At 68.8% G+C, this 25,711-nt stretch carries 28 protein-coding genes; 9 read left to right on the top strand and 19 right to left on the bottom strand.

The annotated features are described in order from the left end of the window. Positions 1-6: 6 nt before the first annotated feature. From nuoK to VGJ14_07795, 13 genes are all read right to left on the bottom strand, one after another. Positions 7-306 carry an NADH-quinone oxidoreductase subunit NuoK gene (nuoK, locus tag VGJ14_07735; protein HEY2832296.1) on the bottom strand — a complete coding sequence of 100 codons (300 nt, stop codon included), beginning with the start codon at positions 304-306 and terminating at the stop codon, positions 7-9. Further along, positions 303-1,121 carry an NADH-quinone oxidoreductase subunit J gene (locus tag VGJ14_07740; GenBank protein HEY2832297.1) on the bottom strand — a complete coding sequence of 273 codons (819 nt, stop codon included), beginning with the start codon at positions 1,119-1,121 and terminating at the stop codon, positions 303-305. The genes nuoK and VGJ14_07740 overlap by 4 nt, the downstream gene beginning before the upstream one ends. Next, positions 1,121-1,684 (bottom strand): NADH-quinone oxidoreductase subunit NuoI, encoded by a 564-nt coding sequence (gene nuoI, locus VGJ14_07745; protein ID HEY2832298.1) that lies wholly within the window; start codon positions 1,682-1,684, stop codon positions 1,121-1,123. The genes VGJ14_07740 and nuoI overlap by 1 nt, the downstream gene beginning before the upstream one ends. Beyond that, positions 1,677-2,984: an NADH-quinone oxidoreductase subunit NuoH gene (gene nuoH / locus VGJ14_07750; protein HEY2832299.1), complete on the bottom strand. Its 1,308-nt coding sequence runs from the start codon at positions 2,982-2,984 to the stop codon at positions 1,677-1,679. The genes nuoI and nuoH overlap by 8 nt, the downstream gene beginning before the upstream one ends. Further along, a complete protein-coding gene (locus tag VGJ14_07755; protein ID HEY2832300.1) occupies positions 2,981-5,428 on the bottom strand; it encodes an NADH-quinone oxidoreductase subunit G in 2,448 nt (815 codons plus the stop codon). The genes nuoH and VGJ14_07755 overlap by 4 nt, the downstream gene beginning before the upstream one ends. Then, a complete protein-coding gene (gene nuoF, locus VGJ14_07760; protein ID HEY2832301.1) occupies positions 5,425-6,720 on the bottom strand; it encodes an NADH-quinone oxidoreductase subunit NuoF in 1,296 nt (431 codons plus the stop codon). The genes VGJ14_07755 and nuoF overlap by 4 nt, the downstream gene beginning before the upstream one ends. A 4-nt stretch (positions 6,721-6,724) precedes the next feature. Continuing rightward, positions 6,725-7,387 (bottom strand): NADH-quinone oxidoreductase subunit NuoE, encoded by a 663-nt coding sequence (gene nuoE / locus VGJ14_07765; GenBank protein HEY2832302.1) that lies wholly within the window; start codon positions 7,385-7,387, stop codon positions 6,725-6,727. Next, complete coding sequence (locus tag VGJ14_07770) at positions 7,384-8,724, bottom strand: NADH-quinone oxidoreductase subunit D (GenBank protein ID HEY2832303.1); 1,341 nt, start codon at positions 8,722-8,724, stop codon at positions 7,384-7,386. Before VGJ14_07770 ends, nuoE begins: the two co-directional genes overlap by 4 nt. Beyond that, complete coding sequence (locus tag VGJ14_07775) at positions 8,724-9,446, bottom strand: NADH-quinone oxidoreductase subunit C (protein HEY2832304.1); 723 nt, start codon at positions 9,444-9,446, stop codon at positions 8,724-8,726. The genes VGJ14_07770 and VGJ14_07775 overlap by 1 nt, the downstream gene beginning before the upstream one ends. A 46-nt stretch (positions 9,447-9,492) precedes the next feature. Next, on the bottom strand, positions 9,493-10,047 hold the full coding sequence (locus tag VGJ14_07780; GenBank protein ID HEY2832305.1) for an NADH-quinone oxidoreductase subunit B family protein: 555 nt from the start codon (positions 10,045-10,047) through the stop codon (positions 9,493-9,495). Between the two features lie 43 nt (positions 10,048-10,090). Continuing rightward, on the bottom strand, positions 10,091-10,456 hold the full coding sequence (locus tag VGJ14_07785) for an NADH-quinone oxidoreductase subunit A (GenBank protein ID HEY2832306.1): 366 nt from the start codon (positions 10,454-10,456) through the stop codon (positions 10,091-10,093). Positions 10,457-10,540: 84 nt separating this feature from the next. Beyond that, positions 10,541-11,815, bottom strand: a complete 1,275-nt coding sequence (locus VGJ14_07790; GenBank protein HEY2832307.1) for a geranylgeranyl reductase family protein — start codon at positions 11,813-11,815, stop codon at positions 10,541-10,543. A gap of 114 nt (positions 11,816-11,929) precedes the next feature. After that, on the bottom strand, positions 11,930-12,625 hold the full coding sequence (locus VGJ14_07795) for a demethylmenaquinone methyltransferase (GenBank protein HEY2832308.1): 696 nt from the start codon (positions 12,623-12,625) through the stop codon (positions 11,930-11,932). Positions 12,626-12,709: 84 nt separating this feature from the next. On the opposite strand from VGJ14_07795, the gene VGJ14_07800 reads away from it, so the two are divergent. Then, entirely contained in the window at positions 12,710-13,951 is a 1,242-nt protein-coding gene (locus VGJ14_07800) for an isochorismate synthase (protein HEY2832309.1), read from the top strand. A 66-nt stretch (positions 13,952-14,017) separates the two neighbouring features. On the opposite strand, the gene VGJ14_07805 is transcribed toward VGJ14_07800, so the two are convergent. After that, a complete protein-coding gene (locus VGJ14_07805) occupies positions 14,018-14,737 on the bottom strand; it encodes an enoyl-CoA hydratase/isomerase family protein (GenBank protein ID HEY2832310.1) in 720 nt (239 codons plus the stop codon). 163 nt (positions 14,738-14,900) lie between these two features. Between VGJ14_07805 and VGJ14_07810 the strand changes: the two genes are divergently transcribed. After that, positions 14,901-15,059, top strand: a complete 159-nt coding sequence (locus VGJ14_07810) for a hypothetical protein (protein ID HEY2832311.1) — start codon at positions 14,901-14,903, stop codon at positions 15,057-15,059. A 422-nt stretch (positions 15,060-15,481) separates the two neighbouring features. Here the strand turns inward: VGJ14_07810 and VGJ14_07815 are convergent, their stop codons facing one another. From VGJ14_07815 to VGJ14_07825, 3 genes are all read right to left on the bottom strand, one after another. Next, positions 15,482-16,750: a hypothetical protein gene (locus tag VGJ14_07815; GenBank protein HEY2832312.1), complete on the bottom strand. Its 1,269-nt coding sequence runs from the start codon at positions 16,748-16,750 to the stop codon at positions 15,482-15,484. Positions 16,751-16,846: 96 nt separating this feature from the next. Continuing rightward, the gene (locus VGJ14_07820; GenBank protein ID HEY2832313.1) at positions 16,847-17,779 is read right to left on the bottom strand and encodes a hypothetical protein; all 933 of its coding nucleotides are present in this window, start codon (positions 17,777-17,779) and stop codon (positions 16,847-16,849) included. Continuing rightward, positions 17,776-18,147 carry a PadR family transcriptional regulator gene (locus tag VGJ14_07825; GenBank protein HEY2832314.1) on the bottom strand — a complete coding sequence of 124 codons (372 nt, stop codon included), beginning with the start codon at positions 18,145-18,147 and terminating at the stop codon, positions 17,776-17,778. The genes VGJ14_07820 and VGJ14_07825 overlap by 4 nt, the downstream gene beginning before the upstream one ends. 210 nt (positions 18,148-18,357) lie before the next feature. On the opposite strand from VGJ14_07825, the gene VGJ14_07830 reads away from it, so the two are divergent. The 6 genes from VGJ14_07830 (at position 18,358) to VGJ14_07855 (ending at position 22,116) form a co-directional block, all read left to right on the top strand. Continuing rightward, positions 18,358-18,579, top strand: coding sequence for a hypothetical protein (locus VGJ14_07830; protein HEY2832315.1), 222 nt, complete (start codon positions 18,358-18,360; stop codon positions 18,577-18,579). 191 nt (positions 18,580-18,770) lie between these two features. Next, positions 18,771-19,736: an alkaline phosphatase family protein gene (locus tag VGJ14_07835; GenBank protein HEY2832316.1), complete on the top strand. Its 966-nt coding sequence runs from the start codon at positions 18,771-18,773 to the stop codon at positions 19,734-19,736. Positions 19,737-19,824: 88 nt separating this feature from the next. Continuing rightward, positions 19,825-20,481 (top strand): phosphatase PAP2 family protein, encoded by a 657-nt coding sequence (locus VGJ14_07840; GenBank protein ID HEY2832317.1) that lies wholly within the window; start codon positions 19,825-19,827, stop codon positions 20,479-20,481. A gap of 69 nt (positions 20,482-20,550) precedes the next feature. Beyond that, positions 20,551-20,769 (top strand): hypothetical protein, encoded by a 219-nt coding sequence (locus VGJ14_07845; protein ID HEY2832318.1) that lies wholly within the window; start codon positions 20,551-20,553, stop codon positions 20,767-20,769. Between the two features lie 114 nt (positions 20,770-20,883). Then, positions 20,884-21,156 carry a hypothetical protein gene (locus VGJ14_07850; protein ID HEY2832319.1) on the top strand — a complete coding sequence of 91 codons (273 nt, stop codon included), beginning with the start codon at positions 20,884-20,886 and terminating at the stop codon, positions 21,154-21,156. Between the two features lie 12 nt (positions 21,157-21,168). Next, positions 21,169-22,116 (top strand): hypothetical protein, encoded by a 948-nt coding sequence (locus VGJ14_07855; protein HEY2832320.1) that lies wholly within the window; start codon positions 21,169-21,171, stop codon positions 22,114-22,116. A gap of 130 nt (positions 22,117-22,246) precedes the next feature. Here VGJ14_07855 and VGJ14_07860 read toward each other — a convergent pair whose 3' ends face one another. Both VGJ14_07860 and VGJ14_07865 read right to left on the bottom strand, forming a co-directional pair. Beyond that, complete coding sequence (locus VGJ14_07860; GenBank protein HEY2832321.1) at positions 22,247-23,635, bottom strand: ATP-binding protein; 1,389 nt, start codon at positions 23,633-23,635, stop codon at positions 22,247-22,249. Then, positions 23,632-24,315, bottom strand: a complete 684-nt coding sequence (locus VGJ14_07865) for a response regulator transcription factor (protein HEY2832322.1) — start codon at positions 24,313-24,315, stop codon at positions 23,632-23,634. The genes VGJ14_07860 and VGJ14_07865 overlap by 4 nt, the downstream gene beginning before the upstream one ends. Positions 24,316-24,565: 250 nt before the next feature. Between VGJ14_07865 and VGJ14_07870 the strand changes: the two genes are divergently transcribed. Then, on the top strand, positions 24,566-25,669 hold the full coding sequence (locus tag VGJ14_07870) for a glycerophosphodiester phosphodiesterase family protein (protein HEY2832323.1): 1,104 nt from the start codon (positions 24,566-24,568) through the stop codon (positions 25,667-25,669). Positions 25,670-25,711: the final 42 nt, after the last annotated feature.

Genomic DNA, 25,711 nt, shown 5'->3' on the forward strand with positions numbered 1-25,711 from the left:
TCGCCCTCAGTACTTCAGCAGGTTCGCGTCGTCGACCGAGGCCGAGCGTCGGGTCCGGAAGATGGTCACGATGATGGCCAGACCGACCACCACCTCCGCGGCGGCGACCACCATCACGAAGAACGCGATGATCTGCCCGTCGAGGTTGCCGTAGCGGCGGGAGAAGGTGACGAAGGACAGGTTCGCGGCGTTGAGCATCAGCTCCACGCACATGAACACGATGATCGCGTTGCGCCGGATCAGCACACCGGCCGCACCGATGGTGAACAGCAGCGCGGACAGGTACAGGTAATTGGCCGGGTTCACGGCGTGGGACCCTTCCCCAGCTGGGAGCCGTGGGTGGCGGCCGCCTCGTCGTCGACCTCGGGCAGGTCGGCCTGCGGGGTGCGTGCACCGCGACGGGCCGAGGAGATCGTGCGCACGTCACCGCGGGCGCGCAGCACCCGGGAGATGGACAGCTCGGACGGGCTGCCGTCGGGCAGCAGCGCGGGGGTGTCCACCGCGTTGTGCCGTGCGTAGACGCCCGGCGGTGGCATCGGGGTGACGATGCCGCCGTCCTTGAAGCGCTGGACGGACAGTTCCTGTTGGGTGCGCCGGGCACCGATGCGTTCCCGGTGGGTGAGCACCATGGCGCCGAGCGCGGCGGTGATCAACAGACCGCCGGTCACCTCGAACGCGAACACGTACTTTGTGAAGATCAGCGTGGCCAGACTCTGCACGTTGCCACCGGAGTTGGCCCGGTCCAACCCCTGGAAGGTGCTGATGGCCGCGTTGCCGAAGCCGGCCAGCACCAGGATGCCGAAGCCGGGCCCGGCCAGCATGGCCGCCCAGCGTTGCCCGCGGATGGTTTCTATCAGCGAGTCCGAGGAGTCCACGCCGACGACCATGAGCACGAACAGGAACAGCATCATGACCGCACCGGTGTAGACGACCACCTGCACCACGGCCAGGAACGGGGCGGACTGCACGGCGAAGAACAGCGCCAGGCAGATCATCACCACGGCCAAAAACAGTGCGGAGTGCACGGCCTTTTTAGCCCCGACCATGCCCAACGCGGCCAGCACCGCCAAAGGTGCGAGGATCCAGAACAGGAAGGCCTCACCGTTGGAGGTCGAATGCATCAGCTCTCACCGGCCTTGCGCAGCGCCGGGTCGGCCGCGGTGATCTTGCCCGCGTAGTAGTCCTGATCGGTGGTGCCGGGGTACATCGGGTGCGGGGCGGGGGCCATGCCGGGCAGCAGCGGGCCGAGCAGTTCGGCCTTGGTGAAGATCAGCCGCTCCCGCGAGGAGTCCGCCAACTCGAACTCGTGCGTCATGGTCAGCGCGCGGGTGGGGCAGGCCTCGATGCACAGGCCGCAGAAGATGCAACGCAGGTAGTTGATCTGGTACACCCGCCCGTACCGCTCGCCCGGAGAGAACCGCTCGCCGGCCGTGTCGTCGTTGTCCGCACCCTCCACGTAGATGGCGTCGGCCGGGCAGGCCCAGGCACACAGCTCGCAACCGATGCACTTCTCCAGCCCGTCCGGGTGCCGGTTGAGCTGGTGGCGACCGTGAGACCGTTCGGCAATGGGAGGTCCGCCCTCCTGGCCCTTCACCTGTTCCGGATAGAACTCCGTGGTCTTCTTCCGGAACATGGCCACAAACGTGACCCAGAAGCCGGCCAAGCCATCGGTGAGCTTAGGCACCTTCGTCCTCCTGACCGATGGTGCGCGTGCTCGCACCGCTGTAGGCCGGGGCGGCCGGCTGACCGGGCAGCGGCGGCACCGGGAAGCCGCCCGCGTACGGGTCGAACGCCTCTTGGCCACTCTCCTCGACAGGCTGACGCTGGGTCAGCTCCCAGATCCAGGTGCCCACCAGCACCACCACGATCGCACCGGCCGCGACCAGCACGATGTTGCGCACGTCGTAGCCCTGGTTGCGCACGCCCTGGATGGTGGCGACCAGCAAAATCCAGGCGACCGATGCCGGGATCAGCACCTTCCAACCGAACTGCATGAACTGGTCGTAGCGCATCCGGGGCAGCGTGCCGCGCAGCCAGATGAAGAAGAACACGAAGGCCATCAACTTGCCGAGGAACCACAGCACCGGCCACCAGTTCTCGTTGGCGCCGGGCCAGATCGGCCCACCCAGCGGCCACGGCGCCATCCAACCGCCGAGGAACATGGTCACGGCCAACGCCGAGACGGTGGTCAACGCGATGTACTCGCCGAGGAAGAACAGCGCGAACTTGATCGAGGAGTACTCGGTGTGGAAGCCACCGACCAGCTCGCCCTCGGCCTCGGGCAGGTCGAACGGCGGGCGGTTGGTCTCACCCACCATCGCGATCACGTAGACCACGAACGAGGGCAACAGCGCGACGCCGAACCACAGGTTCTGCTGCGCGGCCACGATCTCCGAGGTGGACATCGAGCCGGAGTAGAGGAACACCGCGACGAAGGCCATCGACATGGCCAGCTCGTAGGAGATCATCTGCGCGGTGGAACGCAACCCACCGAGCAGCGGATAGGTCGACCCGGACGACCAGCCGGCCAGCACGATGCCATAGATGGCCGAGGATGCCGCGGCCAGGATGAACAGCACCGCGATCGGTGAGTCGGTCAGCTGCAGCACCGTGTGATGCCCGCCGATGGAGACCTCGGGCCCGATCGGGATCACCGAGAAGGCCAGGAACGCGCCGGTCGCGGAGAGGACCGGAGCCAGCACGAACACCATTTTGTCCGCGTTCTTCGGGATGATGTCTTCCTTCAGCATCAACTTGATGCCGTCGGCCAGCGACTGCAACAGGCCCTGCGGACCCACTCGGTTCGGCCCCACGCGCTGCTGCATCCAGGACACCGCGCGCCGCTCGAACCAGATGTTGAACAGGGTGATCACCATCAGAAACGCGAAGATGACGAGCACCTTGATCAGCATGATCCACCACACATCGTGGCCGAACTTGGCCAGATGCGAGCCGTCGGCCCCACCGTGGTTGAACGGCATCATGCGGCACCTCCCGCGTGGATCCGGACCACCGCGCCCGGCCGGGCCCCGAGGTCGCGCAGCACGGCCGAGCCGGGCGACTTGATCGGCAACCAGACCACCCGGTCCGGCATCTCGGTGATCACCATCGGCAGCCGGATCGTGCCGCGCTCGGCGGAGACCACCACCAAGGACCGGTCGGCGGCACCGATCTCCGCGGCGGTGCTCGCGGACAGCCGGACCACCGGTTTGCGCGCGGTACGGGCCAGGTGCGGCTCACCGTCCTGCAGCCGCGCGAGGTCGAGCAGCATGCGCCAACCCGCCAGCACCGCCTCGCCGGCGGCCGGGGTGGGCGTGCTCGGCGCCGGCAGCGACGGCGGCACCGGACGCGGCCCGGACCACACGCCCACCGAGGCCAGCTCGGCGGCCGCGTCGGCCGCGTCGCGCAGCCCCAGCGACCGATCCATCTCCTCCGCGATCGCCTCCAACACCCGCAGGTCGGTCATCGAGGTGGCGCCGCGCAGCGCCTGGGAGAACGGGCGGGCCCGCCCCTCCCAGTTGAGGAACGTGCCCTCCTTCTCCGCCACCGGCGGAACCGGGAACACCACATCGGCGCGCTCGGTGACCTCGCTGACCCGCATCTCCAGGCTGACCACGAAATCGACGATGCTCAGTGCGGTCAGCGCGGCGTGCGGATCGGGCAGGTCGTCGGTGTCCACGCCACCGACCACCAGCGCCTTGAGCTCACCGGCCGCGGCCGCGGCCAGGATCCCGGCGGTGTCCCGACCCACCGCGCGCGGCAGATCGCCCAGACCCCAGGCGCGACCGACCTCGCGCCGGGCGTCCTCGTTGGTGACCGGCCGGCCGCCGGGCAGCAGGTTGGGGGCGGCACCGGCCTCCAGCGCACCGCGCTCGCCGGCCCGCCGCGGGATCCAGGCGATCGCCGCACCCGTGGTCGAGGACAGCCGGCTGACCGCGGACAATGCGCCGGGCAGAGCCGCCAACCGCTCACCGACCGCGATGATCGCGCCCGGTTCCCGCAGCTTGTCGGTCAGCTCCCACTCACCGGCCAGGATGCGGTCTAGAATCGCCGCCTCGTCGCCGGGCACCGTCGGGATCAGCGTGCCGCCGCACTTGAACAACCCGTTGGTGGTGAACGGGGCGAGGGAGTACACCGGGGATTTGCGCTTCAGATACGCCTTGCGCAGCCGCAGGAAGACACCCGCGGCCTCCTCCTCGGCCTCCAGCCCCACCAGCAGCACGATGGGGGCGTTCTCCAAGCCGCGGTAGGTCACCGCATCCGGCGTGCTGGTGTTGTCTGATCGGCTTTTACCGTCGCCGATGCCGATGCCGCGCCCGACGACGTGGGCGGCCAGGAACTCAGCCTCCTCCACCGAGTGCGGCCGACTGCGGAAGTCGATGTCGTTGGTGTCCAGTGCGACCCGGGCGAACTTCGAGTACGCGTAGTTGTCCTCCAGCGTCATCCGCCCACCGACCAGCACGCCCACCCGACCGCGCTCGGCCTCCAGCCGTTCGGCCACCACGGCCAGTGCCTCCCGCCAGGACGCGGGCACCAGGGTGTTGTCGGAGTCGCGGATCAGCGGGGTGGTGATGCGGTCCGGGCGCTGGGCGTAGGCGAACGCGAACCGGCCCTTGTCGCAGTTCCACTCCTCATTGACCTCGTGGTCCTCACCGGCCAGTCGGCGCATGACCTTGCCGCGGCGGTGGTCGGTGCGCAGCGCACACCCACCCGAGCAGTGCTCGCACACGCTCGGGCTGGAGACCAGGTCGAAGGGCCGGGAGCGGAACCGGTAGGCCGCCGAGGTCAGCGCGCCCACCGGGCAGATCTGGATGGTGTTGCCGGAGAAGTAGCTCTCGAACGGGGCGTCGGTGTAGATGGACACCTGCTGCAACGCGCCGCGCTCGAACATGTCGATGAACGGGTCACCGGCGATCTGCTGGGAGAACCGGGTGCAGCGCGCGCACAGCACGCAGCGCTCCCGGTCCAGCAGCACCTGCGCGGAGATGGACACCGGCTTGGCGAACGTGCGCTTGACGTCGGCGAACCGCGTTTCCGCACGTCCGTTGGACAGCGCCTGGTTCTGCAGCGGGCACTCGCCGCCCTTGTCGCACACCGGGCAGTCCAGCGGGTGGTTGATCAGCAGCAGTTCCATCACACCCTGCTGCGCCTTGTCTGCGACCGGCGAGGAGAGCTGGGTGAGCACCTCCATGCCCTCGGTGACCGTGATGGTGCAGGAAGCCGCGGGCTTGCGCTGCCCGGCAACCTCGACCAGGCACTGCCGGCAGGCACCGACCGGATCCAGCAACGGGTGGTCGCAGAACCGCGGGATCTGGATGCCGACCTGCTCGGCCGCCCGGATCACCAGCGTGCCCTTTTCCACCGTGACCGGGATCCCGTCGATGGTCAGGTTCACCAGGTCGGTGGCCCGGGTTACTTCCACTGTCATACCGATGCTCCAGCGAACAAAGTGGCGGCGACCGGGTCGAACGGACAGCCACCGTCGGTCAGGTGCGCAATGAACTCGTCGCGGAAGTACTGCACCGCGGAGGTGATCGGGCTGACCGCACCGTCAGCGAGCGCGCAGAACGAGCGGCCCAGGATGTTGTCGCAGATGTCCAGGAGCTGGTCGATCTCCGCTTCGGAACCCCGGCCGTTCTCCAACCGCTTGAGCATCTGCACCAGCCAGTAGGTGCCCTCCCGGCACGGGGTGCACTTGCCGCAGGACTCATGGGCGTAGAACTCCGTCCAGCGCAGCACCGAGCGCACCACGCAGGTGGTCTCGTCGAAGCACTGCAACGCCTTGGTGCCGAGCATGGAGCCGGCCGCGCCAATGGCTTCGTAGTCCAGCGGGACGTCCAGGTGCGCGTCGGTCAGGATCGGCGTGGACGAGCCCCCGGGGGTCCAGAACTTCAGCTGGTGGCCCGGCCGCATGCCGCCGGACAGGTCGAGTAACTGACGCAGCGTCACACCCAACGGGGCCTCGAACTGTCCGGGGTTGGCCACGTGCCCGGACAACGAATAAAGCGTGTAGCCCTTGGACTTCTCCGTGCCCATGGACTGGAACCAGTCCGCACCGCCGGCCACGATCGAGGGCACCGAGGCGATGGACTCCACGTTGTTGATCACCGTGGGGCAGCCGTACAGACCCGCCACCGCGGGGAACGGTGGACGCAGTCGCGGTTGGCCGCGGCGGCCCTCCAGTGAGTCCAGCAGTGCGGTCTCCTCGCCGCAGATGTAGGCACCGGCACCGACGTGCACCACGATCTCCAGGTCGTATCCGGTGCCGAACACACCCTTGCCGGCATAGCCGCGCGCGTAGGCGTCGGCCACCGCCTGCTGCATGCGACGGATGACGTGCAGCACCTCACCGCGCACATAGATGAACGCGTGCGAGGCGCGGATTGCGTAGGACGCGATGATCACGCCCTCCAGCAGCACGTGTGGGTTGGCCATCATCAACGGGATGTCCTTGCACGTGCCCGGCTCGGACTCGTCGGCGTTGACCACCAGGTAGTGCGGCTTGTTGTCGTTCTGCGGGATGAAGCTCCACTTCATGCCGGTGGGGAAGCCCGCACCGCCGCGGCCGCGCAGACCGGACTCCTTGACCAGCGCGATCAGCGCGTCCGGGTCCATGCTCAGCGCCTTACGGGCAGCGGAATACCCGCCGTGCCGCTCGTAGCCGCCGATCTTCCAGGAGTCCGGGTCGTCCCAGTGCCGGGAAAGCACAGGAGTGAGCATCGCCTCAGTTCCCCCCGTCGGGCAGCGCGGGCGCGTTGTCACCGCGCTGCTTGGCGTACTCCAACCCGAGCAGCGTCGGCGGGCCCGCGGCGGGACCCTCGTCGGCCCGCCCGTCCGGGAATCCGGCCAGCACTCGGGAGGCCTCCCGCCAGGTGCACACGGAGCTCGCGCCCCGGGTCGGCGCGGGCGAGTTCCCACTGCGCAGGTCGTCGACCAACTGCCGGGCCGAGGCCGGCGTCTGGTTGTCGAAGAACTCCCAGTTGACGGTCATCACCGGCGCGTAGTCGCAGGCCGCGTTGCACTCGATGTGTTCCAGGGTGACCATGCCGTCCGGCGTGGTCTCGTCGTTGCCGATGCCCAGGTGCGCCTTGAGATCGGCGAAGATCGCGTCGCCGCCCATCACCGCGCACAGGGTGTTCGTGCAGACCCCGACGTGGTACTGCCCGATCGGGCGGCGCTTGTACATCGTGTAGAAGGTGGCCACCCCGCCCACCTCGGCCACGGTGAGGCCCAGTTCCTCCGCGCAGATCGCCACGGCCTGCGGGGAGACATAGCCCTCCTCGGCCTGGCACAGGTGCAGCATCGGCAGCAACGCCGAGCGCGGTTCCGGGTAGCGCGCGATGATCTCGCGCAGCTGCGCGCGGGTCGCGTCGTCGGTCAAGCTCATCGATCCACCCCACCCATCACCGGGTCGATCGAGGCGACCGCGGCGATCACGTCGGCGACCAAGCTGCCCTCGCACATCGCGGCCACCGACTGCAGGTTCACGAACGAGGGATCGCGGAAGTGCACCCGGTACGGGCGGGTGCCGCCGTCGGACACCAGATGCACGCCGAGCTCCCCGCGCGGGGACTCGATGGCCTGGTAGACCTGACCGGCCGGTACCCGGAAGCCCTCGGTCACCAACTTGAAGTGGTGAATCAGGGCCTCCATGGATTCGCCCATGATGTGCTTGATGTGCTCGAGTGAGTTGCCCAGCCCGTCGCCGCCCAGTGCCAACTGCGCGGGCCAGGCGATCTTCTTGTCCTCGACCATCACCGGCTGCCCCTGCGTCTTCTCCAGGCGGTCCAGGCACTGCTCGACGATGCGGATCGACTGGCCCATCTCCTCCAGCCGGATGATGTAACGGCCCCAGGCATCGCAGCCGTCGTGCGTCTCGATGTCGAACTCGTAGGTCTCGTATCCGCAGTACGGCTGCGACTTGCGCAGGTCGTGCGGCAGGCCGGTGGCCCGCAGGCAGGGACCGGTGATCCCGAGCGCCATGCACCCGGTCAGGTCCAGGTAGCCGACGCCGACCGTGCGGCCCTGCCAGATCGGTTGGCCGTTGAGCAGCCGGACGTAGTCCTTCTTGCGCTTTCCCCACACCTTCACCAGCGCCCGGGCCTTGTCGATCGCGGAGGCCGGGATGTCGTCGGCCAGGCCACCGGGACGGATGAACGCGTTGTTCATGCGCAGCCCGGAGCACTCCTCGAAGATGTCCAGGATTTCCTCGCGCTCGCGGAAGCCGAACATCATCGGGGTGATGGCGCCGATCTCCATGCCGCCGGTGGCGATGGCCACCAGGTGCGAGGAGATGCGGTTGAGCTCCATCAGGAACACCCGCGCGACGCAGGCCCGCTCGGGGATCGTCTCGGTGATGCCGAGCAACTTCTCCACGGCCAGGCAGTAGGCGGTCTCGTTGAAGAACGGCGAGAGGTAGTCCATCCGGGTCACGAACGTGACGCCCTGGGTGAACGTGCGGTACTCGCAGTTCTTCTCGATGCCGGTGTGCAGGTAGCCGATGCCGCACCGAGCCTCGGTCACCGTCTCGCCCTCGAGTTCGAGGATGAGCCGGAGCACACCGTGGGTGGACGGGTGCTGTGGCCCCATGTTCACCACGATGCGTTCCTCGGGCGACTCGCCGAGGTCGGCGACCAGGCCCTCCCAGTCGCCGCCGCTGACGTTGAAGATCCGTCCCTCGGTGGTGTCGGTGGCCGCGGCGTACGCGTCGGTTTGCTCGGTCATCAGTTGTAGGACCGCCTCTCGTCCGGCGGGGGAATCTGCGCGCCCTTGTACTCCACCGGGATGCCACCCAGCGGGTAGTCCTTGCGCTGCGGGTGTCCGGGCCAGTCGTCCGGCATCTCGATCCGGGTCAGCGCCGGGTGGCCGTCGAAGATGATGCCGAAGAAGTCGTAGGTCTCCCGCTCCTGCCAGTCGCAGGTCGGGTAGACCGCGAACACCGAGGGCAGATGCGGTTTCTCGTCGGGCACCGAGCACTCCAACCGGACGCGCCGGTTGTGGGTGATCGAGGTCAGGTGGTAGACGGCGTGCAGCTCCCGGCCGGTCTGGTGCGGGTAGTGCACGCCGGACACCGAGGAGAGCAACTCGAAGCGCAGGTCGGGGTCGTCGCGCAAGGCGCGAGCCACCTCGACGATGCGCTCGGGCACGACGTGGAAGGTCAGTTCGCCGCGGTCCACCACCACGGCCTCGACCGCCTGATACCAGCCCAGGCCGAGGGGCACCAGGGCGCGCCGCAGGTGGTCCGCGACCTCGTCGAACTCCCCGCCGTAGGGCGGCACGGTGGACGCGGGCAGGTGCACCTCGCGCACCAGACCCGAGTAACCCGAGGTGTCGCCGGTACCCCGCACACCGAACATGCCCTGGCGCACATCGACCGTGGTGCCCCCGGCGCCCGGCGGGGTGGGCAGGTTCTCCGGCTGTGTGCCGGCCGGCTGCTCGACGGTCATCGCTCGTCCCTCGCGATGGTGCTCATCATGAGCTCGCTTCGCTCGCTCATCGCAGCAGCCCCTTCATCTCCGAGGTGGGCAGCGCGTCCAGTGCGGCGGCCTCGAGTTCGTTGCGCTCCCGTACGCCGTGCGCACCGAGCTTGGTGTCCCGGATCTGCGCGTGCAGCTTGAGAATCGCGTCCAGCAACATCTCCGGGCGCGGCGGGCAGCCGGGCAGGTAGATGTCCACCGGCACGATGTGGTCCACGCCCTGCACCACGGCGTAGTTGTTGAACATGCCGCCGGACGACGCACACACGCCCATCGCCAGCACCCACTTGGGGTTGGCCATCTGGTCGTAGACCTGACGCAGGACCGGGGCCATCTTCTGGCTGACCCGGCCGGCCACGATCATCAGGTCGGCCTGTCGCGGCGAGGCCCGGAACGCCTCCATGCCGAATCGCGCGATGTCGTAGCGGCCGGTGCCGGTGGCCATCATCTCGATGGCGCAGCAGGCCAACCCGAACGTCGCGGGCCACAGCGAGCTCTTGCGCATGTACCCGGCCATATCCTCGACCGTGCTGAGCAGGAAGCCGCTGGGGAGTTTCTCCTCGATCCCCATGGGGTGAAAGTCCTTGTCCTCTAGGCAGATGTGGGCGGTGCGGTCAGTCCCAGTCCAGGCCGCCTCGGCGCCAGACGTACACGAAGGGCACGAACACCGTCACGATGAACAGCACCATCTCGACCAGGATCGAGATGCCGAAGGAGTCGAAGGTGACCGCCCACGGATAGAGGAAAATGATCTCGACGTCGAAGATGATGAACAGCATCGCGGTCAGGAAATACTTGACCGGGAAGCGGCCGCCACCGACCGGCTGCGGGGTCGGCTCGATGCCGCACTCGTAGGCGTCGAGCTTCGCGCGGTTGTACCGCTTGGGCCCGGTGAGCATGCCCATCACCACCGAGAATGCGGCGAAGCCGAACGCGAGTGCGGCGAGCACGGCGATCGGGATGTAGACGTTTCCGTGCATCGCACCTGCTCTCTTCTGCTGGTCGGTGGCCCCGGCGAAGGGCGCCCCATCCTATGGATCTTGTCCGTTTCCCCCGGCGCCGGGTCAGGCCGCCGGCGTAAGTCTCGACAGGCCGTTGATGAGTCGATCCATGGCGTCACCACCGGTCGGGTCGGTGAGGTTGGCGAGCAGCTTCAACATGAAGCGCATCAGCGTCGGGTGCGGCAATCCGTGCCGGGTGGCCAGTTTCATCACGTTGGGGTTCCCGATGGCCTTCACGAACACCCGGCCCAATCGGTAATAACCGCCGTACGTTTCCTTGAGGATTTGCGGGTAGCCGTGCAGGGTCCGTTCCCTGGCTTCGTCGGTGCGGGCGGACAGCGCTTGCGCGACGACCTCGGCGGCGATGGTCGCGGACTCCATGGCGTAGGCGATGCCCTCGCCGTTGAACGGGTTCACCATCCCGGCCGCGTCGCCGACCAGCAGCACCCCGCGGGTGTACTGCGGTGTGCGGTTGAAGCCCATGGGCAGCGCCGCGCCCTGGATCTCCCCGCGCCGGTTCTCCTCCCGGTAGCCCCACTCGGCCGGGGTGGAGTCCATCCAGGTGCGCAGCATGGCCTTGTAGTCGGTCCGGCCGAACGCGCTGGAGGTGTTGAGGATGCCCAGGCCCACGTTGCTGGTGCCGTCACCGACCCCGAAGATCCAGCCGTAGCCGGGCAGCAGGCGCGGGGTGGAGCTGGTGCGGTCCCACAGCTCCAGCCAGGACTCCAGCCAGTCGTCGTCATGGCGCGGGGACTCGTAGTAGGTGCGCACCGCGACACCCATCGGTCGGTCGTCACGCTTGTGCAGGCCCAGGGCCAGCGACAGCCGGGTGGAATTGCCGTCACAGGCCAGCGTGATCGGTGCCCGGAACTCGGTGACGGTGCCGTCCTGCTTGGCCGTCACGCCGATGACCCGGTCGGTCCGGGAGTCCAGGATGGGGCCGGTGACGTTGGTGCCCTCGTGCAGTCGGGCGCCGGCCTTCTCCGCGTGCCGGGCGAGGATCTCGTCGAAGTCCATCCGGGTGCGGACCAGGCCGTAGTCGGGGAACGCCGACAGGTCCGGCCAGCGCACCTCCAGCCGGGAGCCGCCGCCGAGGATGCGTAGGCCCTGGTTGCGGATCCAGCCGTCGGATTCCCGGATCGGGACGCCCATGGCCACCAGTTGCTTGACCGCGCGCGGGGTCAAGCCGTCACCGCAGACCTTTTCTCTGGGGAACCGGGATTTTTCCAGCAGCAGCACGTCGAGCCCGGCCCGGGCCAGGTTAAAGGCAGCAGTGGCGCCCGCAGGACCCGCGCCGACGACGATGACGTCGGCGTCCCGGGCGGTCGTATCACCCATCGGGACCTGCCTTGTGAATCGATTCACGAGAACGCGCCACGGGCGAGTCTACGCCCGGCGGAGCGGTGCCCCTGCACCGGCGGCAGGGTGGGCCGGCGGGGGGGCCGGGCGGGTTCAGCCCGCCCGGCGCGCGCGGTGCAGCGCGACGATGCCGCCGGACAGATTGCGCCAGCCCACGCGGTCCCAGCCGCTCCCGGCCAGCAGTGCGGCAAGACCGGCCTGATCGGGCCAGGCGCGGATGGACTCGGCCAGATAGACGTAGGCGTCCGGGCTGCTGGACACCCGCCGGGCCACCGCGGGCAGCGCCCGCATCAGGTACTCGGTGTAGACGGTGCGGAACGGCGCCCACGTGGGCCGGCTGAACTCGCAGACCACCAGCCGCCCGCCGGGCCGGGTGACCCGCAACATCTCGGCGGCGGCCAGGGCCGGGTCGGCCACATTGCGCAGCCCGAAGGAGATGGCCACCGCGTCGAAGGCACCGTCCGCGAACGGCAACTGCATGGCATCGCCCGCGGTGAAGTCCAGCTGCGGGCGGCGCTGCTTGCCGACGGCGAGCATGCCCGGCGAGAAATCGCAGCAGATGGTGTGCGCCCCGGCCGCGAGGAACGGCAGCGAGCTGGTACCGGTGCCGGCTGCCAGGTCGAGCACCCGCTCGCCCGGCCGGACGGCGAGCGCGTCGGTCACCGCACGGCGCCAGCGCCGGTCCTGACCCAGACTCAGCACGTCATTGGTCAGGTCATAACGCCGCGCTACGCCGTCGAACATGGCGGCCACCTCGGCCGGCTGCTTCTCCAACGTCGCCCTGGTCACGGGGTCATCCTGCCCGAACGGGTGGGTGCGCCCGGACTCCGGCCGGCCGGTTACCCTTCCCCTTGTGATGGCCGAGGGCGAGCGTTGAGCACGGCGGCATCGCTGGAGTCGCTCACCGTGCGTACGGTGGAGTTGACGGCCTCGATGGTCCCCGACCTGATCGCAGTGCTGCCGCCGACCGCCCCGCTGGCCTGGATTCAGCACGGCGAGGGCTTGGTCGGCTGGGGTGAGGTGGCCCGGTTCACCGTCTCGGGACCGGACCGGTTCCAGCGGGCCGTCGAGTGGTGGCAATCGTTGGGGTTGAGCCCGGACCTGCACGCCGGGCTCGGCATCCCCGGCAGCGGCCCGGTGGTGTTCGGCAGCTTTGCCTTCGCCGACTCACCGACACCCTCGGTGCTGGTGCTGCCCCGGGTGCTGCTGGGCCGCCGTGGCGGACGCACCTGGCTCACCACCATCGGCGAGCCGGACGACGTGGTGATCGCGCCCACCCCGCTGCCCCGGCCGCCGGCCGAGGTGGTGATCGGCGAGGGCGCGTTGTCCGCGGACGCCTGGACCGCGGCGGTGACCGCGGCAGTGCAGCGGATCCGCGACGGTGAGCTGTCCAAGGTGGTGCTGGCCCGCGACCTGCTCGGGCGGGCCCGCGAGCCGGTCGACGCGCGGTACCTGGTCCGCGACCTGGCCGCCCGCTTTCCGGAGTGCTTCACGTTCTCGGTGGCCGGTCTGGTCGGCGCGACACCGGAGTTGCTGATCGCCCGCGAGGGCCGCCGGGTCAGCTCGCGGGTGCTCGCGGGCACCGCGTGGCATTCGGAGGGCGACGGGGTCACCGACGCAGCGGTGGCCGCGCGACTGACCGGGTCGGACAAGGATCGCGAGGAGCACGACTACGCGGCGCGCTCGGCCGCCGAATTGCTCCGGCCGCTCTGCAGTCGACTGTCGGTGCCGGACGAGCCGATCGTGATGGCGCTGCCCAACGTGACCCACCTGGCAACCGAGGTGACCGGGACCCTGCACACCGAGATCCCGGCGCTGGAGTTGGCCGGGCGGCTGCATCCGACCGCGGCGGTGTGCGGCACCCCGACGGCGGCGGCCATCCGGCTGATCGGCGACCTGGAGGGCATGGACCGCGGCCGCTACGCCGGACCGGTGGGCTGGATGGACGTCAACGGCGACGGCGAATGGGGCGTCGCATTGCGCTGCGCCCAGGTGGACGGCGCGCGGCTGCGCCTGTTCGCCGGCTGCGGGATCGTGGCCGGCTCGGATCCGACCCTGGAATTGGCCGAGGCCGAAGCGAAGTTCTTGGCGGTACGCCAGGCCCTGGAGGCCTGACCCCCTCGCAGCGTCCGAAGAAGTGAGGGTGCGCGGACACTGTTCTTCGGACGTTGGGCGGAGATTTCAACCGGTGGCGGACCACAACGCATCCAACATCGCATCGTCCGGCGGGGTGGCACCGAGCGCGGCGACCACGTCGGCATAGATGCGGTGCTTCAGCCGGGCCACCGTGGCGCGGCTGCGGCCGCCCAACTCGCCGGCAATCGTCATCGCCCGCCCGGCCATCTCCTCCAGCGGCACGGCCTCCTGAATGATCCCCAGCGCCACCGCCTCCGGCGCGGGCAGTCGGGCGCCGAGCACCATCGTGCGGTGGGCGGCCGCCGGGGTCATTACCGCGGTGAGCAACTCGGTCATACCGGGGGTGAACACCACGCCCATGTCCACCTCGGGCAGACACAGGAAACCGCGGTCCGCGCGCATCAACCGGACATCGTGGGCCAGCGCCAGCATCACCCCGCCCGCGAACACGTGCCCGCCGATCGCGGCCACCGTGGGGAGAGAGAAGGTGAGCACCCGGGCGAACAACTTCTCGGTGGCCACCATCGTCGCTGCGGCCTCGCTCTTGTGCGCGCCCAGCCAGTCCGTGTCGAAACCGTTGGACCAGATCTTGCCCTCGGCAGTGGTGATGAGCGCGGTCGCGTCGCTTGCCTCGACCTCGTCCAGGCACTTGTGCAGCGCGGCAACGGACTCGCCGCTGAACCGGCCCTCGGCGGACCCGAGCGACAGCACGGCAACGGTGCCCTGTCTGCTCAACGACGGGGTGGCTGCGACCTGCTCGCTCATCCGGGTCCTTTCCACGGGATCTGCTGCGGATCAATCTCCCGGGAACCGCGCCGAAAGCCCGCGTTGGGGCCGCGGGCAGCAAATCTTCGACACATCACGGCGCGACTACGGTGCGGCCGTATTCGGGTGGTGTGCCCGGATTCGAAGTAAGGGAGCGACAGCCATGGCGCGCATGAACTTCTTCCCCGGCCACGCGCAGGACGACTGGTGGTGGCGCCGGCGGCATCACCGGCACCATTGGCACCGCCATCACTGGTTCGGGCGTGGCGATGGGGACGACGACCGGGATGGTGGTTGGCGCGGCGGGGGCGGCGACTGGTAGGTCTGCGCACTGCTACCTGCGCGCCCCGGTCGCTTGCATCCCTGACCGGGGCGCGCCATGTTGCGCATGACAGCACGTCAGGCCAAGCCGTGTGCCCGGTCAGTCGGGGCGACGCGGTGACGGGACCCCGCGGGTCGGCTGGAAATCGCTGCCGCATCCCGTCGTGGTCGGGCCGTCGCATTGATCTGTCGGAGTGCGCCCCTGCGCGATTCGTTCGCGGAGAGCACGGGCATGCGTGGGATCCCAGAGTGCGGCCTCGACGTGCGCCCGATCCCCCTCGCTCATCGGGCGTTCGAAGCGCGCGTTGTGGGTGCTCACGGTAGGCGTCCAATCGCTACGGCATGTTCATTCTTACCTTGGTGGTCAAGGTACCGGCGCTCAGCGGGGGGAAGCTGAGCGCCAGGCACGTTGGAACTCTGTGGTCACCCGATCGTCTGGATCAGGTTCTGCAGAGCCGTCTCCTCCGAGTTCAGGTCCGGGTTCTTGCTGCGCAGCTGATGCAGCACCACGTCGATGCGACCGTCCAGCAGCGTCCAGCCGGCCTTGTCCAGCGGCTTGAGCGTCTTCTCCTGCCGATCCCACGCGGTCTCCAGGTCGGTGACCCGCTTGGTGGCCGTCGCCTGGTTGCCCGCCTGCAGCAGCGCCAGGTCGTCGGTCGCGATCTGCTGAAACGGCTCCAATTGCGCCGGGCTGAACCTGGTCGCCGGCCCCGCGTCGGTGGTGTCCGTAGCGATTGGCACCACCGGTGCGGCAGCCGCGGAGGAGCCACCCTCCTCATCGTCGAGCGGGTTGGCGTGCGGCTGCTGCGATGTGTGGTGCAACAGCGCCGCGGTGAGCAGCGCGACCACGCCATACCCGGCGAGCACCATCCGCTGCCGAGGCAGCGGGGCGATCGCGACCGGGTGGTCAACCACCACGGCGCCGGCCGGGGTGACGTCGGCCTTACTGAGCGTCAGATAGGACACGGTGGCGCCGATCAGGCTCAGGAAGATGACACTGGTACCGGCCGTGCCCAGACCGAGGCCCTTCTCCGCGTGCGGCCCCGCGAACCAGTCGCCGAGGTTGGCGCCCAGCGGACGGGTCAGGATGTAGGCCAGCCAGAACGAGAGCACGGGGTTAGCCCCGCCGCGCCACCCGAGGGTGACCGCGGCGATCAGGCCGGCGGGCAGCAGCACCGATATGCCCGGGCCCCAACCGGTGAGTTCCAGCGTCCAGTCGCCAACCGCGGTGCCCAGCGCGAAGGTGACCAGGATGGCCAGCCAATAGAAGCCCTCGCGGGCCGGGGTGACGATGGAGTGAATGGACAACGTGCGTTCCCGCGCGTACCAGATGCCGAAGACCACGGCGAGCACGATGGCGAAGACCGTGCTGCTGTCCCGCAACGGCACGCCCTTGTTGTCGGTGAGGATGTCGGTGTAGAGCGTGCCGGTCACACTGATCACCACAACGGTGAACCAGTACACGAACGGCACGTACCGGTCGAGCTTGAACTGCATGCCCAGCACTACCGCAAGCACGGCGGTGAACAGCAGTGCGGTGGCGTCGAGACCGACGCCCAGCGTCATGTTGATCCAGTCCGCAAAGGACTCCCCCACCGTGGTGCACAGGATCTTGATGATCCAGAACCAGACGGTGACCTCGGGAACCTTGTTGAGCCAGAAAGTGCGCTGCGGTGAGCGCGTCGTCGTCATGATCATGACCTTGCCCGGGACCGCGTGTGAGGACCGTGTGCTCAATACCGCGCAAACCCTGCCCAAAACGACAACTGACGCAGCGTTAGCCCGATGTTAACCCGCCAGTTCGCGGACCGCGCGAGCCGAGCGCCGCGATCCGGCAGCCCCAAGCCCCGTCGCCGCGGCCATCGCGACCACCGCGACCGCGAGCGTGCCGACATATCCGGAAGCCGGCGCGCCGGCGGGTCGGCCGTGCAGGACCCAGGGTGCCTGACGGGCGAGCGCGATCCACCAGGTAATCGTGGCCGCGGTCATCGCCACCATGGCCGTGGTGACGCCGGCGCACAGCCCCGCCTGGAAGCGCAGCAAGCGGTCGGGCAACTCGATCCCGCGCGCCGCGGCGGACGCCACGGCGGTCCAGGCCACCAGACAGGCCGCGCCGAGCGCGGTCCAGGCCAGGAAATCGACGGCATAGGCGAGGTCGTGGCCGTTTCGCTGACGTGCGGTCAGGTCAGACGCCCGGGCCAACAGGCCGATCGTGCAGACTCCGGCCGCGACGCTGAGGCCCGTGGCCACCGTGACGCGGCGATGCAGCCTTGGCCACAGTCCCGAGCGCAACCCGCCCACCAGGCGGGGCACCGCGAGCGTGAGCGCGGAGGCCATCAGCACCGCGGCGCACAGCGCAGACCCCACCAGGACCCCGAACGCCATGGCGGGCAGTCTGCGGTTCCCCGGGGCGACGGTGTCCGACCAGTGCTCGGCGAACTTCTGCACGGTGCACCCAGCCAGGACGAACAGTGCCCAGGCCCACAGCACCATCAGCGAGCCGCCGCGGGCCCGCGCGGGCGCGGGCCCATCGCCGACCACCTCCGCGGCGCGGAGGCGTTCGACGCTCGCCGCGCGCACCACGTTGGCCCGGATCCGCCAAGGGTTGACCCCGGCGGCGCGCATCCCGGCGACGAGATCGGTCAGTTCCTCGCCATACCGCGCGCGCCAGGCTCGGGGATAGAGCGTGAGCAGAACCCGGTGGGACGCAGGCGTGTTCATCGCGCCGCGCCCAACGCCGGCCGCACCCGGGTCGGCGCCGGCCGGCGGGCCAAACGCGCCGCGCCCTCGTCGAGAATTGCTCGCAGTTCGGCCAGCGCGGCCTCGAGTGCGACCGACCCGGCCGGGGTCAACCGATAGGGCCGCCGCCGGTCGCTCTCCCCCACAGGTTCGATGAGTCCTCGTTCCTCGAGCCGGCCGATCGCGCCGTACAGGGTGCCGGGTCCCAGGGTGACACCGGCGAAGCCCGCGATGTCCTGCATGAGGGCGTAGCCGTGCTTCTTCCCCGAGGCCAGGCTGGTCAGGATCAGCAGCGGCGGGTCGTTCACTCGACCGGCGAGCGGCGCCGGCTGCGAAGTCGTTCGTGGCATGCTTCGATTGAACTACGTGCGACGTAGTATCGCAAGGCGTACTAGTGACGTGGGCACAAGAGCCGTTGGGTGTTTGTCACATTAACGCCGGGCAAATGCTCCTCACACGAGCGCCCTGCCACCTTGGGCCATCTCCCGGGGTGCGCGTCCATGCCGTTGAACGACATTCCGGACGCCCTCACATATACAGGGAGGATTCCCGTCCGCCAGATGAAGCGCTTCCTCGCGGTCAGCTGTTTCGGATTGGCCCTGGTTGGGGTCAGCGGATCCGCCGTCGCCGCTACCGACGGCGCACCCGAACCCTCCGGCAACGTGCGCCTGACGCAATGCAACGGCGACTACAACTACGACCCCTCCAACGATCCGGTGCACTGCCACTACGCGCATCCGCTGCCCGATCGGCACTGGTGGCGTCACCACCATCGCGACTGAACGTCGCCGTCACGACCACCTCGTGACCACACGGCCGCACCGATCCCGATCCGGCGCACTCCATCCAGCCACCGGCGGCGCCTGACTCCCTCCGGGTGAACAAACGTCGACGCACATGGTGCTCACATGCCACCCCCTTACTGTGGTGAGAGGGTGCGGCCCGACGGCCGTTGAAGGGGGACCAACCGGGCATGCGCAGCAATACGCGTCAGCGCACGATGATCTGTGTGGCCGTGACCGCGCTCACCGCCGCCCTGGCCGGCTGCGGGACGGAAGCCGGCGCGCCGGCCGCCCACGCGCCCGGGCCGGCCTCGCAGGGATCCGCCGTCGTCCGGGCCGATGCGCAGCGCAAGGTCTTGGTGGTCTTCGAGGAGAACGAGACCATTGACCAGATACTCGGTTCCGGCCAGGCACCGTTCCTGACTCAGATGAGCAAGAAGTACGGCGTGGCAACCCAACTCGACGCCGGTTATCCGACGCAGTGCCCGTCGCTGGCCGCCTATCTGATCCTGACCAGCGGGGACCAACACGGCGTCTGCGACGACGGACCACCCGCCAAGCACCAACTGACCGGGGACACCATCTTTCAGCGGGTGACCGACGCCGGGCAGCAGTGGCGGGTGTACGCGGAGTCGATGACGACCAACTGCCAGGCGAGCAACGGCGGCAGTTACGCCGTGCGGCACACCGCTGCGCCGTACTACCCGGCAATCTCCGCCGACTGCGCGCGCTGGCAAATTCCGATGGGCACGCTGCAGAACGGCGCGCTGCACAACGACCTGACCGCCGGGACGTTACCCGCCTTCTCCATGGCCATCCCCGACGTATGCCACGACATGCATGGCGGCACGGGGTGCGGCAAGGACCTGGTGCGGGCCGGCGATGACTGGATGCGGGATTTCACCGCCGCCGTGCAGAAAGCCCCGGACTGGCGCAGCGGCCGGTTGACGGTGATCGTCACCTGGGACGAGGGCTCGGCGACCAGCAACCACATCCCGCTGCTGGTGATGTCACCGACGACCACGAAGAGAAGCGTTGCCACCCCCGCGACCCAGTGCGCGGTGTCCCGAATGATCACCGACCTACTGGCCGTGAACCCGGTCGGTTGCGCGGCCGGGGCGCCCGCGCTCGAGGCGGCATTCGGTTTGTTGCACTGACGTCGTTACATCCTCCTCACATCGGGCGCCGGGTACTGTTGGCAGGTTCGGCGACGAATGTCGTGGCCGGGGCTTCGGGGGGAGTCCAATGCTGCAACTGACCGATGTCCGTGCGACCCGACCGATGGTCGGCTCGGTGCTGGGCGCGGGTGGGGTAATTCTTGCGCTGTGGACGGTCTTTGTCCGGCACTCGCCGGATGATCTGGACCGGGACATCTACGACGATCTGCGCGGCCGGGCCGGGTCCGGTACCGCTCGGTTCGCCGAGCGCCTGACCGGCATCGGCGATGGGGCGCCGCTGGTCGCCGTCCTCTGTGCGCTCGGGATTCTCGCCTTCCTGGCGCTGCGCTCCTGGCGGCCGTTGCTGACCAGCGGCGGCGCGGTGGCCCTCGGTGCGGTGATCTCCACGGTGGTGAAGCTGCTGGCCGACCGCGCCCGGCCGCCGGCATCGGGCTGGTTGATCGCCGACGCGAGTGGCAACTCCTTCCCGTCCGGGCACACCACGGTCACCACCGCCGGCTACCTCGGACTCGCGGTCGGCGTGGCCGCGCTGCTGCGCAGTCAGTGGGCGCGCACCCTCATCGTGGCCACCGGTGCGGCCTTCGCCGTCGCCATCGGCTGGACCAGGGTCGAGCTCGGCGTGCACTGGCCGACCGACGTGGTGGCAGGCTGGACCGTGGGCATCATTGGGGTCCTGGTGGCCAACGCGGTCGTGCCGGCGCTGCCGCGAGCAGGCCACCGCTAAATGATCTTCAAATGATCTTCGGCGGATAGTCCCCCCGGGGGATCACCGGGACCCACGTCCCCTCGCGCCGTGGAGGACTCCATGCATCCGCTGAACCGCTCTGCCGTCGCCGCCTGCCTCGGGTTGGCCTTCCTGGTGCTGCCGGCCACGGCTTCACACCCGGCCGTTCCCGTCACGCAATGCAACGCCGACCCCGGCATCGACGCCTCGAACGACCCGGTCCACTGCACCTATCAGCACCCGGTGCCCGATCGAAAGTGGCGTTCGGCTCATCATCACCGCTGGTGACATTTCGCCGTTGGAATTTGTGTATTTCTCACGTCACCGAGCATTTGTGTGAAGAGAAAGTGTGAGCCATTTACGAAAAAGGCGAAGACTTGTCGTATGGTTAGCGTCCGGTAAATGGTCTTCACACGCTCGCTTCTCCATATTGGGAACCTGACCATCATCTCTCGACAGGGTGGGAGCAGGTTCGTGTATTCAATGAAGCGCTCTGTAATTGCGGTCGGCGTCGGTTTGGCTTTCGTCGTGGTCGGTGCCGGCGTCGGCAACGCAGCAGTTGTCAGCCCGGCACCGAGCGCGGTGGTGAGCCAGTGCAACGGTGATCCTGGCTTCGATCCGTCCAACGATCCGATCCACTGCCACTCCCAGCACCACCATCACTGGCATTTCTAGGGAGTGCGGCAAATGACGACGACCGAGGCGGGCAATCGCACCACGACGCCGACTCATTATGTAATGCGGAAGCTGCCGCACGTGGCGCTGCTGTTCTGGGTTCTGAAGACGGTGGCCGTCACGCTCGGTGAAACGGCCGGCGATTTGTTCGGCATCACCTTCAAGTTGGGCTACGTGGCGACCGCGGCGGCCTTCGCCGTGTTCTTCGCCATCGTGGTCACACTGCAGGTGCGCGCCCGACGATTCCACGCCGCGTTGTTCTGGTCGGTAATTCTGGGCACCAGCCTGGTCGGCACTGAGATCTCCGATTTCCTGGACCGTGGGCCCGGCTCCGGCAGCGAGGCGAACGGCGTCGGCTACGGCTGGGGCATGCTGATTCTGACCGCGGGTCTGGGCTTGGTCTTTGTGATCTGGCGGACGACCGGGCAGACCTACGACGTGGAGAACATCGCCACGCGCAAGGGCGAAATCCTTTACTGGACCGCGATTCTGCTGTCGAACACGTTGGGCACCGCCAGCGGGGACTGGCTATCCGACGACACCGGTCTGGGCTTCCGCAATGCCTTCCTGGTGATCGCGGCGATCATGGCGGGAATCCTCGCGCTGCACTACCTGACCCGCATCAACGGCGTGGTGTTGTTCTGGATCGCGTTCGTGCTCACCCGCCCCCTCGGTGCCGCGGGTGGGGACTCGCTGACCAAGCCCACGTCCGAGGGCGGTCTCGGGTGGGGAACGGCCGGCGGCTCGGCCGCGCTGCTCGGCCTGCTGGTGCTGCTCGTCCTGATTCAAGCGGCGCACGTGCGGCGCAGCCCGCTCGGCTTCGTTCCGTTCCCGCGGCATCGGACCACCGGCGAACTGCAGACGCCGAACGGTGGGGTCGTGTTGGCGCACGGGCGTCGCTTCGAACATTTGGTCCCCGGCGTCCCGCACCAGCACGAGGAACTGCGGCGAGCGGGCTGAACCCCGCGGGGCGTACCGCAACGTCGCCCCGGAAGTTGCCGCAACCGGGGCGACGTGCCCCCGCCCATGGGGTCAGTGCGGTGACGCACTTCCAGAGTGCGGGGCCCAGGATGTGAGGACGGTGTGCCCGTCACCCGTTCGGCCGGGCCATCGGCAGCGTGACAGTGACCACGGCGCCCGGACCGGGCATCCGGTTGCTCGCCGCGACTGTGCCGCCGTGCGCGCGCACCACCACCGCGACGATGGCCAAGCCCAACCCCGTGCTGGTGCTCGAGGTGCGCGCGGTCTGCGCGCGACGGAACCGGTCGAAGGCGTGCGGCAAGAACTCGGGCGGGAAGCCCGGCCCGGTGTCGGAAATCTCCAGGCACACGCTGCCCGCTGCGGCCGGGCGCAATGCCACACTCACCGCCCCACCCGGCGGGGTGTGGTCCAGGGCGTTGGACAGCAAGTTGTCCACCACCCGGCGCAGGGCCGGTGACTCGCCCTGCACCGGACACCCCGTGGGCAGCACCGCGCGCAGGTGCACGCCCTGCCGATCCGCGATGCCTTGCCGGCCGGTAACCGCGGCGGCCACCACCTCGCGCAGGTCGACCCGGTCGGACAGGTCGGGCACCAGCCGTTCCTCGGTGGCCAGCAGCAGCAGGTCCTCGGCGAGGTTGCGCAACCGTTCCACCTCGCTGCGGGTGGTGGCGATCGCCTCGCGCAGTTCCTCCGGGGTGCGGTGCGGGCGGTCGGCCAGTTCCAGCTCGGCGACCACGATGGCCAACGGGGTGCGCAGTTCGTGGCCGGCGTCGGCGACGAACTCGCGTTGCTGGGCAAGGGAGTGGTGTAAGCGGTCGAGTAGGTCGTTGAACGTAACGGCCAGGGCGTGCAGTTCGTCGCCGGTGGCCGGCTCGGTGAGGCGTGCCTCGACATCGCTCGCGCCCAGCGCCGCCGCCTCGGCGCGCATCCGCTCCACCGGGCGCAGAGCGGAAGCGGCAAGGAACCAGGTACCGCCGGCGATCAGCACCAATAGCGCGGGCAGCGCGACCGCCAGTACCGCCTCGATGCGGTCGCTGGCCTCATCGGTGGTCTCCCGGCCGACCCCGACCACCACGTGCCACACGCCGTCCTTGCGCGCCACTGTGTCCACCCGCAGTCGCAGTTCCTGACCGTTGACGTCGCGGTCGAGCAGCGCCGGGGTCTCGACGTCGACAATCGGCAGCACCGCCCGCACCCCGGCGGCCGCGGCTGATGGATCGCTGTACCGCACGCCACCGTCCGGGCCCAGCACCACGGCCAGCCCATCGGTGACCCGCCCGGTGCCCGGCTCGGCCGCCGCAGCCGGAAGGTCCGGCGACTCGGGTTCGTTGAGCGCCTGCAGGAATGGGGTGGCGCGAGCGGCCAATGTGGTGTCCAAGGTGGAATGCAGGTTGTTGTTGAGCGCCTGCACCGCGACCACGGCCCACACCCCGAACAGCCCGGTGGCGGCGAGCGTGTAGGTCACCACCAGCCGGGCGCGCAGGCCGCGCAGTTTCACCCGGCGGCCCCGCTCGCGTCCAATCGGTAGCCGCTGCCGCGCAGTGTTTTCAGGTCGGACCGACCGAACGGCTTGTCGATCTTGCGGCGCAGGTAGCCCACGTATTGGTCGACGATGTTGCTGGCCGGGTCGAAGGCCATGTCCCAGACGTGCTCGAGGATCTGCGTGCGGGACAACACCTCACCCGGTCGGCGCATGAACAGCTCCAGCACCGCGAACTCCTTCGCGGTGAGCTTGAGGTCCTGACCCGCCCGGCCGGCCTTCTTGGTCACCGGGTCCAGCTGCAGGTCGCCGCAGGTCAATACAGTCGGGCGGGCGGGCGCGCCGCGGCGCAACAGCGCCTGCACCCGCGCCACCAGCTCGGCGAAGGCGAACGGCTTGAGCAGATAGTCATCGGCACCCGCGTTCAACCCGGCCACCCGATCGGCCACCGTGCCGCGGGCAGTGAGCATCAGCACCGGCGACCAACGTCCGGCCTCGCGCAGACGACGACACACCTCAAATCCGTCCACACCGGGCAACATGCAGTCCAGCAGGACCACGTCGTAGTCGTACTCCGTGGCCATCCAGAGCCCGTCGCCACCATCGTGCGCAATATCGACCGCGAAGCCCTCTTCCTCCAGCCCGCGACGGATGACCCCGGCCATCCGGATCGAGTCCTCGACGACGAGCACGCGCACCCGCTGAGCATGGTCCATCCAACATGTGAGCCAGATGTGAGGGCACGCGTTGTGACCGGCCGGTTCAGTCTGACGGGTAATCAGATAGACGGGTTCCCGACTGCTCCCCATTGGGTAGCGATTGGGGCCCTGACCTGCACCGAAAGGTTGACCCAAGCAACAACTGATCGGGATAACCGCCGGTGCGCCGGCTACGTCGAACCCGGCATGCGTCGGGTGGGGGCCCGTCGCCGCCTTTGGGGGAGTGTTGTTGCTGCGCGTTCGCGTGCGTCGGCTGGTCACCAGCGGCGCCCTGGTCGCCGGGCTGACCGTCTCGGGTCTGGCGTTGGCCACGGGTGAGGCGGCGGCTGTCTCGAAGAGCAAGATCCAGGTGGTGGCCCACCGCGGTGACAGCAATGACGCCCCGGAGGCCACGTTGGCCGCATTCGGCGACGCCATCCGCGACGGCGCAGACGCCATCGAGTTCGACATCAAGTTCACCTCCGACGGCGTGCCGGTCGCCATGCACGACCACACGGTGGACCGCACCACGGACGGCAAACAGTGCGACGGACTGGTCAGCAGCCTGACCTGGGCCGTGCTGCACATGTGCGATGCGGGCAGCTGGTTCGGCCACGCGTTCTCCGACGAACACGTACCGAGTGTGGACGAGGCGGTCACCTACATCGCCAAGCACTCCAAAACCACCAAAATCTATTTGCACATCAACTTTTCCGGGCTGACCGAGTCGCAGGCCAAGCGGCTGGTGAAGGTGGTCAAGGACGACCACCTGAACACCTCGCGGACCACCTACGTCGGCGAGAACGAGACCGAGATGAAGTACCTGAAGAAGGCCGGCGGCCACCGGCTCGGTCGTATGGTGCACACCGCCGCGGACTGGAAGCTGACCAAGTATCCGGTGCTGGTGCCCTACAGCGCGTACACCTCGGTGGTCAATGCGCACTACATCAAGAAGGCGGTCAAGCGCGGCCAATTGGTGCTGCCGGTGCAGGGGCATCCGCTGACGCTGGCTCAGATCGTGAACGACGGGGCGAACGGGGTCTACCTCAACAACCTGGAATCGGGACTGGAGTACTTGGGACGGCCCAAGCCCGCACCGGCTCCCAAACCCGCGCCGCCGGCCCCCAAACCGGCACCGGCACCGAGCACGCCCGCACCGCCGACCACGCTGCCGGCCGACCTGCCCGTCACCCCGCCGGCCGACCCACCCGTCACCCCGGCGGCCGACCCACCCGTCACGCCACCGGCCGACCCGCCCGTCGACCCGCCCGTCGACCCGCCGGCCGACCCCCCCGTCGACCCGCCGGCCGATCCACCTGCGACCACGCCGACCGACGGCGGAACGTCGCCCTGATCCCCCTCGCCCGACGTCCGTCACACCCGGACGTCGGTCGGC

It is taken from the genome of Sporichthyaceae bacterium (assembly GCA_036493475.1).
Classification (GTDB): Bacteria; Actinomycetota; Actinomycetes; order Sporichthyales; family Sporichthyaceae; genus DASQPJ01.

Excerpts from the sequence above, each read along its gene's own strand:
- VGJ14_07775 (HEY2832304.1), bottom strand. The coding sequence starts at position 9,446 with ATGACCGTCGAGCAGCCGGCCGGCACACAGCCGGAGAACCTGCCCACC.
- VGJ14_07755 (HEY2832300.1), bottom strand. The coding sequence starts at position 5,428 with ATGACAGTGGAAGTAACCCGGGCCACCGACCTGGTGAACCTGACCATC.
- VGJ14_07830 (HEY2832315.1), top strand. The coding sequence starts at position 18,358 with ATGAAGCGCTTCCTCGCGGTCAGCTGTTTCGGATTGGCCCTGGTTGGG.
- VGJ14_07855 (HEY2832320.1), top strand. The coding sequence starts at position 21,169 with ATGACGACGACCGAGGCGGGCAATCGCACCACGACGCCGACTCATTAT.
- VGJ14_07825 (HEY2832314.1), bottom strand. The coding sequence starts at position 18,147 with ATGCCACGAACGACTTCGCAGCCGGCGCCGCTCGCCGGTCGAGTGAAC.
- VGJ14_07790 (HEY2832307.1), bottom strand. The coding sequence starts at position 11,815 with ATGGGTGATACGACCGCCCGGGACGCCGACGTCATCGTCGTCGGCGCG.
- nuoH (HEY2832299.1), bottom strand. The coding sequence starts at position 2,984 with ATGATGCCGTTCAACCACGGTGGGGCCGACGGCTCGCATCTGGCCAAG.
- VGJ14_07850 (HEY2832319.1), top strand. The coding sequence starts at position 20,884 with ATGGTCTTCACACGCTCGCTTCTCCATATTGGGAACCTGACCATCATC.
- VGJ14_07805 (HEY2832310.1), bottom strand. The coding sequence starts at position 14,737 with ATGAGCGAGCAGGTCGCAGCCACCCCGTCGTTGAGCAGACAGGGCACC.
- VGJ14_07785 (HEY2832306.1), bottom strand. The coding sequence starts at position 10,456 with ATGCACGGAAACGTCTACATCCCGATCGCCGTGCTCGCCGCACTCGCG.
- VGJ14_07770 (HEY2832303.1), bottom strand. The coding sequence starts at position 8,724 with ATGACCGAGCAAACCGACGCGTACGCCGCGGCCACCGACACCACCGAG.
- VGJ14_07740 (HEY2832297.1), bottom strand. The coding sequence starts at position 1,121 with ATGCATTCGACCTCCAACGGTGAGGCCTTCCTGTTCTGGATCCTCGCA.
- VGJ14_07840 (HEY2832317.1), top strand. The coding sequence starts at position 19,825 with ATGCTGCAACTGACCGATGTCCGTGCGACCCGACCGATGGTCGGCTCG.
- VGJ14_07815 (HEY2832312.1), bottom strand. The coding sequence starts at position 16,750 with ATGACGACGACGCGCTCACCGCAGCGCACTTTCTGGCTCAACAAGGTT.
- nuoF (HEY2832301.1), bottom strand. The coding sequence starts at position 6,720 with ATGCTCACTCCTGTGCTTTCCCGGCACTGGGACGACCCGGACTCCTGG.
- VGJ14_07810 (HEY2832311.1), top strand. The coding sequence starts at position 14,901 with ATGGCGCGCATGAACTTCTTCCCCGGCCACGCGCAGGACGACTGGTGG.
- VGJ14_07820 (HEY2832313.1), bottom strand. The coding sequence starts at position 17,779 with ATGAACACGCCTGCGTCCCACCGGGTTCTGCTCACGCTCTATCCCCGA.
- VGJ14_07835 (HEY2832316.1), top strand. The coding sequence starts at position 18,771 with ATGCGCAGCAATACGCGTCAGCGCACGATGATCTGTGTGGCCGTGACC.
- VGJ14_07780 (HEY2832305.1), bottom strand. The coding sequence starts at position 10,047 with ATGGGGATCGAGGAGAAACTCCCCAGCGGCTTCCTGCTCAGCACGGTC.
- nuoE (HEY2832302.1), bottom strand. The coding sequence starts at position 7,387 with ATGAGCTTGACCGACGACGCGACCCGCGCGCAGCTGCGCGAGATCATC.